This window comes from Arthrobacter sp. GCM10027362, assembly GCF_042679445.1.
GTDB lineage: Bacteria > Actinomycetota > Actinomycetes > Actinomycetales > Micrococcaceae > Crystallibacter.
The window spans coordinates 24,656-34,810 of record NZ_JBHTML010000019.1 but is presented as its reverse complement, the minus strand read 5'-3'; the positions used below and the strand labels follow the sequence as shown (position 1 = coordinate 34,810).

8 protein-coding genes are annotated in these 10,155 nt (G+C 69.4%); 3 read left to right on the top strand and 5 right to left on the bottom strand.

The genetic code is table 11. The features are described from left to right. Together ACFQ36_RS05485 and uvrB are read left to right on the top strand one after the other, a co-directional pair. A partial coding sequence (locus ACFQ36_RS05485) for a GrpB family protein (protein WP_377011424.1) occupies positions 1-222 on the top strand: 222 nt, incomplete at its 5' end. A gap of 71 nt (positions 223-293) precedes the next feature. Further along, a complete protein-coding gene (uvrB, locus tag ACFQ36_RS05480; RefSeq protein WP_377011421.1) occupies positions 294-2,411 on the top strand; it encodes an excinuclease ABC subunit UvrB in 2,118 nt (705 codons plus the stop codon). A gap of 16 nt (positions 2,412-2,427) precedes the next feature. Here the strand turns inward: uvrB and ACFQ36_RS05475 are convergent, their stop codons facing one another. Both ACFQ36_RS05475 and ACFQ36_RS05470 read right to left on the bottom strand, forming a co-directional pair. Continuing rightward, positions 2,428-3,690: an alpha/beta fold hydrolase gene (locus tag ACFQ36_RS05475; RefSeq protein WP_377011426.1), complete on the bottom strand. Its 1,263-nt coding sequence runs from the start codon at positions 3,688-3,690 to the stop codon at positions 2,428-2,430. A gap of 38 nt (positions 3,691-3,728) precedes the next feature. Next, entirely contained in the window at positions 3,729-4,238 is a 510-nt protein-coding gene (locus tag ACFQ36_RS05470) for a GNAT family N-acetyltransferase (protein WP_377011419.1), read from the bottom strand. Positions 4,239-4,390: 152 nt separating this feature from the next. On the opposite strand from ACFQ36_RS05470, the gene ACFQ36_RS05465 reads away from it, so the two are divergent. Further along, complete coding sequence (locus ACFQ36_RS05465; protein WP_377011416.1) at positions 4,391-5,941, top strand: AAA family ATPase; 1,551 nt, start codon at positions 4,391-4,393, stop codon at positions 5,939-5,941. Positions 5,942-6,190: 249 nt separating this feature from the next. On the opposite strand, the gene ACFQ36_RS05460 is transcribed toward ACFQ36_RS05465, so the two are convergent. The 3 genes from ACFQ36_RS05460 to ACFQ36_RS05450 form a co-directional block, all read right to left on the bottom strand. Next, positions 6,191-8,749 (bottom strand): DEAD/DEAH box helicase, encoded by a 2,559-nt coding sequence (locus ACFQ36_RS05460; RefSeq protein ID WP_377011414.1) that lies wholly within the window; start codon positions 8,747-8,749, stop codon positions 6,191-6,193. Positions 8,750-8,811: 62 nt separating this feature from the next. Further along, the gene (locus ACFQ36_RS05455) at positions 8,812-9,543 is read right to left on the bottom strand and encodes an anti-sigma factor (RefSeq protein ID WP_377011412.1); all 732 of its coding nucleotides are present in this window, start codon (positions 9,541-9,543) and stop codon (positions 8,812-8,814) included. Then, positions 9,530-10,093 (bottom strand): RNA polymerase sigma factor, encoded by a 564-nt coding sequence (locus ACFQ36_RS05450; protein ID WP_377011410.1) that lies wholly within the window; start codon positions 10,091-10,093, stop codon positions 9,530-9,532. The genes ACFQ36_RS05455 and ACFQ36_RS05450 overlap by 14 nt, the downstream gene beginning before the upstream one ends. Positions 10,094-10,155: the final 62 nt, after the last annotated feature.

Here is a 10,155-nt window from a genome sequence, read left to right as displayed (position 1 = left end):
TGGCGCCATACGCTGGCGTTCCGGGACTGGCTGCGCGCCGAGCCGGGCGCTGCCGCAGCCTACCTGGCCGAGAAGCGGCGGGTGGCCGCCCTGCACGCCGGGGACCCTGCCTGCGACGGCTATGCCCGGGACAAGGGCGGCTGGTTCGCCGGGTTCGCCGATCCGCGGCTGGCGGCGTGGATCGCGGCCACGGGGTGGACCGCGCCGCCGGTAGCGGGGTAGCGGGTCCGGCCTGTGACGGTGGTTCCGGTGCCCTTGCCCGGCCACCGGTGCGAGGGACTACCGTTAATGTCATGAGTCTTGCCCAGGAGATTAACCGTGTCGTCGCCCCGTTCCAGGTGGTCAGCGAGTTCAAGCCCTCCGGGGACCAGCCGGCCGCCATCAAGGAACTGACCGAGCGGATCCAGGCCGGGGAGAAGGACATCGTCCTGCTCGGTGCCACCGGTACCGGCAAGAGTGCGACGACGGCGTGGCTGATCGAGCAGGTGCAGCGGCCCACGCTGGTGCTGGTGCAGAACAAGACGCTGGCCGCCCAGCTGGCCAACGAGTTCCGCGAACTGCTGCCGAACAATGCGGTGGAATACTTCGTCTCCTACTACGACTACTACCAGCCCGAGGCCTACGTGCCGCAGACGGACACCTTCATCGAGAAGGACTCCTCGATCAACGAGGAAGTCGAGCGGCTGCGGCACTCGGCCACCAACGCGCTGCTGACCCGGCGCGACGTCGTCGTGGTCGCCACCGTCTCCTGCATCTACGGCCTGGGCACCCCGGAGGAATACATCGCCGGAATGGTGACGCTGCGCCGGGGCGAGGAAATGAACCGGGATGAGCTGCTGCGCCGCTTCGTGGCCATGCAGTACGCCCGCAACGACGTCGACTTCCACCGCGGTACGTTCCGGGTGCGCGGGGACACCGTGGAGATCATCCCGATGTACGAGGAGCTGGCGCTGCGGATCGAGTTCTTCGGCGACGAGATCGAGTCCATCCACACGCTGCACCCGGTCACCGGCGAAATCATCCGGGAAGAGGAAGAGATGTACGTCTTCCCGGCCTCGCACTACGTGGCCGGGCCGGAGCGGATGAGCCGGGCAATCAAGGCCATCGAGGACGAGCTGCGTGAGCGGCTGGAGCTGCTCGAATCCCAGAACAAGCTGGTGGAGGCCCAGCGGCTGCGCATGCGCACCACCTACGACCTGGAAATGATGCAGCAGATGGGCTTCTGCAACGGCATCGAGAACTACTCGCGGCACATCGACGGCCGCGGGCCGGGCACCGCCCCGCACTGCCTGCTCGACTACTTCCCGGACGATTTCCTGCTGGTGATCGACGAATCCCATGTGACGGTGCCGCAGATCGGCGCCATGTACGAAGGTGACATGTCGCGCAAGCGCACGCTGGTGGACTACGGTTTCCGGCTGCCTTCCGCCATGGACAACCGGCCACTGAAGTGGGACGAATTCCTCGAGCGGATCGGGCAGACCGTCTACCTCTCCGCCACGCCGGGCAAGTACGAGTTGGGCAAGGCCGACGGCGTGGTGCAGCAGATCATCCGGCCCACCGGCCTGGTGGACCCGGAGATCGTGGTCAAGCCCACCAAGGGCCAGATCGACGACCTGCTGGGCGAGATCAATGCGCGGGTGGCCAGGGACGAGCGGGTGCTGGTCACCACGCTGACCAAGCGGATGGCCGAGGACCTGACTGACTACCTGCTCGAGCGCGGGGTGAAGGTCCAGTACCTGCACTCGGACGTGGACACCCTGCGCCGGGTGGAGCTGCTGCGCGAGCTACGGCTGGGAACCTTCGACGTGCTGGTGGGCATCAACCTGCTGCGCGAGGGCCTGGACCTGCCGGAAGTGTCCCTGGTCGCGATCCTCGACGCGGACAAGGAGGGCTTCCTGCGCAGCAGCACCTCGCTGATCCAGACCATCGGCCGCGCGGCCCGCAATGTCTCCGGCCAGGTGCACATGTACGCGGACAAGATCACCGACTCGATGGCCAACGCGATCGAGGAGACCAACCGCCGGCGCGAGATCCAGCAGGCCTACAACCGCGAGCACGGCATCGACCCGCAGCCGCTGCGCAAGCGCATCGCCGACATCACGGACCAGCTGGCCCGGGAGGACGCGGACACCGACGCGCTGTTGGGCAGCTTCGACTACGGCAAGGGCAAGCGCGGCTACTCGGCCGCCAAGGCCGGCAAGGGGGCGGAGAAGGCCGGGGAAAAGGTCAGGAAGGATGGCCTGGCCGCGGCGCCGGCGGAGGACCTGGCGTCCCTGATCGAGCAGATGACCGAGCAGATGCACGGCGCCGCCGCGGAGCTGCAGTTCGAGCTGGCCGCCCGGCTGCGCGACGAGGTGGCGGAGCTGAAGAAGGAGCTGCGCCAGATGCGCTCGGCCGGGCACGCCTAGCGGGCCGCTCCCCACCCTAGCCCCGGCACATGCCGAGCAGGCGGCGGAAGATGCCCTCGCCATCGTCGGAAATCCCGTCATGGTGGAACTCTGCGGTCTCCCACACGCGCAGCCCGCGCACCCGCGCCGCCGTCTCCAGGGACAGCCCGCGGTCCACGTAGATGTCGTCCCGGTAGACGGCGGCCGCGGCCGGGACCGTGTTGGCCGCCAGCTGCTCCGGACGGTAGAGGGCCGGCCAGTCCGCCTTGGCGGCGAGCAGTTCGGCGGTGTCGCGCAGCGGGACCAGCGCCGGGTCCTCCTCGAAGTACCAGGGGTAGACCATCTCCCCGGTGAGCAGCGGCTCGTCCGCCTCCGGCTTGAACTGCGGGTATTCCTCCAGCACGCGCCAGGCGGACCAGTCCGTGGCGGTGTGCTGGCCGTAGATGGACTCGTGGATCAGGGCATACAGCGGGTTGACGGCCCGGCTGACCAGCGCACCCACCTGGGCCAGGAAGGCATCCGAGAGGCACCTGCCCTCCGGGCCTGTGGTGAAGGCGTCCTCGAGCAGGAAGTGCAGCGCGTCGAAGCGGGTGTTCCCGCCCAGGAAGGACCCGGCCATCTGGAAGCGGCGGACGCTCAGGCGCTCGCCGGTGGGCAGATACTCGGGCACGGACTCTAAGTGCCGGGCGATCTCGGTGACGCGGTCCCGGTCCCCGGGGTAGGCGGCGAAGTACTCCCGGTTGCGCTCTTCGACGCGGGCGAAGGTGGCCCGGTAGACCCGGTCCGGGTGCCCGTCCAGCGGGGCGAGCCCGCCGGTGATCAGCACTTCCCGCAGCCCCTGAGGGGCGAAAGAGAGGTAGGTGAGGGCGCAGAAGCCACCGTAGCTTTGGCCGAAAACACTCCATGGGGCGCCGGCGAGCACGCCGCGGATCAGTTCGGCGTCGGCCACGATGGAGTCCGCCCGGAAGTGCGCGAGGTACTCGGCCTGGGCCGCGGGACCGCCACGCAGCGGCAGGGTCTGCCGGGTGACGGGGGAGGACAGCCCGGTGCCGCGCTGGTCCAGCATCAGGATCCGGAAGTGGCGCGCCGCCTCCTTCATCCACCCGCCCAGCGAGGTCGCGCGATTGCCGCGCCCGCCCGGGCCCCCCTGCAGGAACAGCAGCCAGGGCAGCGAGTCCGCGGCATCGCCGTGGTCCGCGGACACGTACTCGCGGGCAAAGACCTCCAGGGTTTCACCGCCCGGCCGGCCGTGGTCCAGCGGCACGGTGAAGTAGTGCTCGGTGGTGCGCACGCCGCGCATCTCGTGGCGGCCGGCCACCCGGTGCCGGGTACCGGCGGTCACCGGGAGGCCTCTGCATCCGCCGGGGTGGCATCCACGGCGCCGAAGGCGGCCAGGGCGTCCCCGGTGAGCCGGTAGGTGGTCCACTCGTCCTGCGGTCCGGCGCCGAGGCTGCGGTAGAAGCCGATCGCCGGTTCGTTCCAGTTCAGCACCGCCCACTCCACGCGGGCGTATCCCTGTTCGACAGCGTGCCGGGCCAGCGTGCGCAGCAGCGCGGTGCCCAGCCCCGCGCCGCGGCGGCCCGGCCGCACGTACAGGTCCTCGAGGTAGATGCCGTGCACCCCCTCCCAGGTGGAGAAGTTCCGGAACCACAGCGCCATGCCCTCGACCTCGCCGTCGACCTCGGCCACGTGGGCGAAGACCGCCGGTTCCGGGCCGAACAGCGCCTGCCGCAGGTGCTGCTCGGTGGCTTTGACGGCGTCGGGTTCCTTCTCATAGACCGCCAGTTCGCGGATCAGCTCCAGGACGGCGGGGACATCGGTTTCGCGGGCGCGGCGGATTTCAGGCATGGTACGAGCCTATCCCCACTGACTCCCCGGCAACTGGTCGGCAGATGTCCCCGCCGGGGGAAAACCGGCCAATAGATGCTTTGCTCCGGCGTTTTCCGGCCGTCCGCAACCGCACTCCCGCAGAAACGGGGCGCCGCTGGTAGGGTCGGGGCATGGAGCGGGAACTGGGGGCCTTCATCGAGGATTTCGCCGCGCTGGTGCGGCTGGCCGAAAGGGCGCAGCCGAGGCTCGCCGGCGGGACGCAGTTGCTCGCCGCGCTGACCGATCATCTGGGGAGGCCGGCGGACGAACTGCCGGTGGTGGTCGAGGAAATCCCCGGTCACCGCTTCGTGGATGCGGACATCCAGCTGGCCGAGACCGCCGAGGCGGATGCGCAGCACCGGCTGGTGGGAATCGGCGGGGGAGACCAGCGCCATCACCTGTCCCTGAGCGACATGCTCCAGCAGTCCCGCCATTTCCCGCAGTTTCCGCTCTCGCAGCCGGACTATGCCAACGTGGCCGTCGGGCCTGCCGAGCAGCGCCAGGCCGTCGCCCTGGGCCTGCGGCTGTTCCACTCCGGCGCCGGGGAGCCGCTGGCGGTGCTGATCCGGGCCGCCAACCCGCGCTACGGGCAGAACACCGCCGCGCTGGAGGTCCTGGGCTCCAGTCCGCAGCAGGTGGCGGACTTCCTCACGGCCTTCCGTGCCCGCATGCAGACCCGCAGCGTCCTCAAGGGGCAGGTGGTGTCGCTGACCATGGATCCCTTCGGGGACTCCGGCGCCGGAGTGACGTTCCATGAGCGGCCGCGGCTGGACGCCGCGGACGTAATCCTGCCCGAGGGGTTGCTGGAGCGGATCAGCCGGCATGCGGTGGAACTCGGCAGCCACCGGAAACAGCTGCGCGCCCTCGGCCAGCACCTCAAACGCGGCCTCCTGCTGTACGGGCCGCCCGGAACCGGCAAGACGCACACCGTTCGGTACCTGCTCGGTCGCAGTCAGGGCACGACGGCGATCATCCTCTCCGGCGGTTCGCTCGCCTTCATTTCCGAGGCGGCCCGGATGGCCCGGGCACTGGCCCCGTCCATGGTCATCCTCGAGGACTGCGACCTGATCGCCGAGGACCGCAGCTTCGGCCACGGCCCCCAGCCCTTGCTGTTCGAGGTGCTGGATGCGATGGACGGGCTCGACGACGACGCCGACGTCGCCTTTGTGCTCACTACCAACCGGGTGGGCATGCTCGAGCGTGCCTTGGCCCAGCGGCCCGGCCGGGTGGACCTCGCCGTCGAGATTCCGCTGCCCGAAGCCGGTGAGCGGGCAGCGCTGCTGCGCCGGTATGCCCGGGAACTCGCCTTCAGCGAGGAGGCCATCGGCCAAGCAGCGGAGCTGACCGCCGGAACCACCGCCTCTTTTGCCCGCGAACTGGTCCGCCGCGCCGTCGTCGCCTCGGCGCTCGCCGGCACCGGGCCCACGGACGCGCACCTGCTGGCCGCCGCCGCGGAACTGATGGGCGATGGCGAGGTCCTGACCCGCAGCCTGCTCGGCAGCACCCCGGGCGCGCCGGACGACGACGGCGGGCCGGGAACGGCGGTGTCCTCCGCCGGCTACTTTGCCTACGCACCGCGCCCCGGCAGGACGTTCCGCGGCTCCGCTCGTACGGCCGGTTACGCCAGCGGGCTGGACCTGGACTTCGAGGCGCCGGATCATTCCGCGGACCCGGAAGCGTAGGCCCCCGCCACGGCGGAAACCGGACTGTTCCCTCCTGCCGGAAAGTGGTCAATAGATGCTTTCGTCCTGCAATTTTCGGCCGCTTGGATGGAATTATCCAGCCGCGCCGGAGTAACGCCGGTATCGGCTTCACGCCGGGCGTGCGCGGTGCTGCACAGAGCGGTGATCCGCCCCGTAAGGATTGCAGCCCGCTTTTTTACACAAGGCAGCAACTACTGACCAATTCTTGAGGCAGGGCGGAGGGCGGGGTTAGGCGGGGGCGCCGACGGAGAGGACCTTGACCGCCGCGGTGCCGGCGGCGTTGCTGGCCTCCAGGTCCACCTCGGCGTTGATGCCCCAGTCGTGGTTGCCTTCGGGATCGTCGAAGATCTGCCGGACCTTCCACACCTTCGGGCCCTCCTCGATGATCAGCAGGGCCGGACCGCGGGCGTCGGGCCCGGTGCCGATGTCCTCGTATTCCTCGAAGTAGCCGTCCATTGCGTCCGCCCAGCGGTCCGCGTCCCAGCCGGCCTCGCCGTCGAGCTCGCCGAGGGCTTCCTCGTCCTCGTCGGCGAACAGCTCCACCCGGCGGAAAAGTTCGTTGCGGACCATGACCCGGAAGGCACGGATATTGTCGGTGAGCCTGGGCGGCTCCTTGGTGAGGACGTTTTCCGCGGCATGTTCGGCGGCCAGGTCCGCGGCACCGGCCCCGGCCGCGAGCTCCTCCCACTCGTCCAGCAGGCTGGAGTCCACCTGGCGGACCAGTTCGCCCAGCCAGGCGATGATGTCCTCGAGGTCCTCGCGCAGCGCCTCCGGCGGCACCGTCTGGCGCAGCGCCTTGTAGCCGTCCGTCAGGTAGCGCAGCACAATGCCCTCGCTGCGCGCCAGTCCGTAGAACTGCACGAATTCACCGAAGTTCATCGCGCGTTCGTACATGTCCCGGATCACCGACTTGGGCGTCAGCTCGAAGTCGCCCACCCAGGGCGCGGCCCGGCGGTAGGTTTCGAAGGCCTGGAACAGCAGCTCGGCCAGCGGCTGCGGATAGGTCACGTCCTCGAGCAGGGCCATCCGCTGCTCGTACTCCAGCCCGTCGGCCTTCATCGCGGCCACGGCCTCGCCGCGGGCCTTCTTCTCCTGCGCGGAGAGGATCTGCCGCGGTTTCTCCAGGATCGCCTCGATCACCGAGAGCACATCCAGGGCATAGCTGCCGCCTTCCGGATCCAGCAGCTCCAGGCTGGCGACGGCGAACGGGGACAGCGGCTGGTTCAGCGCGAAGTTCTCCTGCAGGTGCACCCGCAGCCGCACGGTCCGCCCGTCCTCGTCCGGGGCGTCCAGGCGCTCGACGATGCCCGAGGCCAGCAGCTCCCGGTAGATGCCCAGGGCCCGCTTGATCAGGCGCAGCTGCGCCGGCCGGGACTCGTGGTTGCGGGTAAGCAGCCGGCGGGCCGCGGCGAAGGGGTCCCCGGGCCGCTCCAGCAGGTTCAGCAGCATGGCGTGGGTGATGGTGAAGCTGGAGGTCAGCGGTTCCGGCTCGCTCTCGACCAGCTTGTTGAACGTCGCCTCGCCCCAGCTGACGAAGCCGGCCGGCGGCTTCTTCCTGACCACCTGGCGCAGTTTCTTCTGGTCGTCGCCGAACTTGGCCACCGCCTTGGCCATCGCCTTGGTGTTCTCGACGACGTGTTCGGGGGCCTGGACGACGACGGTGCCTGCCGTGTCGTAGCCGGCGCGGCCGGCGCGGCCGGCGATCTGGTGGAATTCCCGCGCGCTCAACAGCCGGGTGCGCACGCCGTCGTACTTGCTCAGGGCGGTCAGCAGCACGGTGCGGATCGGGACGTTGATGCCCACACCCAGGGTGTCCGTGCCGCAGATGACCTTCAGCAGCCCGGCCTGGGCCAGCTGTTCGACCAGCCGGCGGTACTTGGGCAGCATCCCGGCATGGTGCACGCCGATGCCGTGGCGGACCAGCCGGTTCAGGGTCTTTCCAAAACCGGCGGCGAAGCGGAAGCTGCCGATCAGCTCGGCGATCCGGTCCTTCTCCTCGCGGGTGCAGACATTGATGCTCATCAGGTTCTGCGCGCGCTCGATTGCCTCGACCTGGCTGAAGTGCACCACATACACCGGCACCTGTTTGGTGGCCAGCAGTTCCTCGAGGGATTCCTGCACGGTGGTGGTCACGTAGTAGTAGTGCAGCGGGATGGGCCGTTGGGCCGAGCTGACCGTAGTGGTGGGGCGGCCGGTCAGTTCGGTGAGTTCCTTTTCGAACCGGCTCACGTCGCCCAAGGTGGCGGACATGAGCAGGAACTGCGCCTGCGGCAGCTCCAGCAGCGGCACCTGCCAGGCCCAGCCGCGCTGGGGGTCCGAGTAGTAGTGGAACTCGTCCATGACCACCGGGCCGAGGTCCGCCGCCGCGCCCTCGCGCAGCGCGATGTTGGCCAGGATCTCCGCGGTGCAGCAGATGATCGGCGCGTCCTGGTTCACCGCCGAATCGCCGGTGACCATGCCCACGTTGTCCGGGCCGAAGATATCGCACAGGGCAAAGAACTTTTCCGAGACCAGGGCCTTGATCGGGGCGGTGTAGTAGCTGCGCTGCCCGGTGGCCATGGCATGGAAGTGGGCCGCGACGGCGACCAGGGACTTGCCGGAGCCGGTGGGGGTGGCCAGGATGACGTTGTTGCCGCTGACCAGCTCCATGACGGCCTCGTCCTGGGCCGGATAGAGCGACATGCCCCGGCTTTCCACCCATTCGAGGAATGAAGTGTAGGTCTGGTCCGGATCCGCTGCGGCGGCGGACGCGGACGAAGTGGCCGGAAGCTGCTCAAGAAGATTCATGTTCCTTCCAGCTTAGGTGGTCCGCGCCGCGCCCACTGACGGGCAGGGGATACCGGCCCGGCCTAGACGTCCAGCCGGCCCCGGACAATGCTGACGCCGGAATGGGCCGGTTTTCCGTCCAAGGGTTCGTCTGACACGTCCACGATCGGGTAGTCGGCCAGGTTCAGTCCGGGCGGGATGGCGAACGTGCCGGTGGTCGATTCCAGCACGCCGAGGCTGACCAGTCCGGACAGGTCCGGTTTGATCAGCCACACCTCCTGGTACCCGGTGGCCTGGTCCGCGCTGAGCCGGACGACCAGTTCGCGCCCGCTGCCCGTCTGCAGGACCTCGGCGGATCCGGTGGCGGAGAACTGCTTCAGCGGTTCCAGCCGGGCCGCCGCGACCGGAGCCGGCACGGCCGTCTGGCGGGAGACGAGCCAGCCGATGCCCAGGACGAGGACCAGGGCGGCGGCCGCTGCCAGCAGCCACAGCCGGCGCGGCGGCCTGCCAGGCCTGCCGGCGCCCGGACGGTGCTGGGCAGCGGACCGGATGTCCCTGACCGTGCCGCCCAACGGATCTTCGGCCAAGGACTTGTCCAGGCCGAGTTCGCGGTGGATGGCGGCCCAGACCTGGGGACCAGGGGCCTGCAGGGCCTGCTGTTGCGGCCGGGCCCTGGCCACGCCGACCGTCCGGCGCAGTTCCTCGTACTCGGTGCGGCAGGCCGTGCAGCTGCGCAGGTGGTCCCGTTCCGCGTCCGTGCCGACGCCGTCATCCAGCGCCAGCAGGCTCAGCAACTCGGGATCAAGATGCTGCATGGTCTACCTCCAATCGGTCGCGCAGCCGGGACAAGCTTCTGCGGATGTGGCTCTTCACTGTACCCAGCGGCAGGTCCAGGCGCCGTGCGATCTGCTCATGCGTAAGGTCCTCATAGAACGCCAGCCGCATGATCGAGCCCTGCGGTTCGCCCAGCCGGCCGAGTTCTCCTTCCAGCAACAGCCGGTCCGCCATGACCTCGGCGGTCTCCCGGCTGTGGTCGGCGTCCGGCAGAATGGCGGCGGCTGCACGCACCTTCCGCTGCTCCCTGGCTCCTGCCGCCAGCGCATCGGCGATGACGTTCCGGGCAATGCCCACCAGCCAGGCCGGCACCGGCGCCGCAGCGGGATGGTAGGTCGCCCGCGAGCGCCACGCCCGGATAAATACCTCCTGCGTGGCATCATCGGCCGCGGCCTGGCTGCCCAGAGACAGCAACGCAAGGGTGTGCACCAGCGGGGAAAACTGCCGGTAGGCCTCGGCCAGGGCCTGTTCCTGGCCTGCGGCGAAGGCGGCGTCGAGCTCCGCGGGCCAGGACGGGGACGGGGCGGGCAATGGATACTCCCTCCGGGGTGCGGAGCGGGGGCGCCCGGCACCGCGCTGGATCCAGCTTTGGC

What these genes read in the sequence shown, in the direction of transcription:
- uvrB (WP_377011421.1), top strand. Translation starts at nt 294, where the DNA reads ATGAGTCTTGCCCAGGAGATTAACCGTGTCGTCGCCCCGTTCCAGGTG.
- ACFQ36_RS05475 (WP_377011426.1), bottom strand. Translation starts at nt 3,690, where the DNA reads ATGCGCGGCGTGCGCACCACCGAGCACTACTTCACCGTGCCGCTGGAC.
- ACFQ36_RS05470 (WP_377011419.1), bottom strand. Translation starts at nt 4,238, where the DNA reads ATGCCTGAAATCCGCCGCGCCCGCGAAACCGATGTCCCCGCCGTCCTG.
- ACFQ36_RS05465 (WP_377011416.1), top strand. Translation starts at nt 4,391, where the DNA reads ATGGAGCGGGAACTGGGGGCCTTCATCGAGGATTTCGCCGCGCTGGTG.
- ACFQ36_RS05460 (WP_377011414.1), bottom strand. Translation starts at nt 8,749, where the DNA reads ATGAATCTTCTTGAGCAGCTTCCGGCCACTTCGTCCGCGTCCGCCGCC.
- ACFQ36_RS05455 (WP_377011412.1), bottom strand. Translation starts at nt 9,543, where the DNA reads ATGCAGCATCTTGATCCCGAGTTGCTGAGCCTGCTGGCGCTGGATGAC.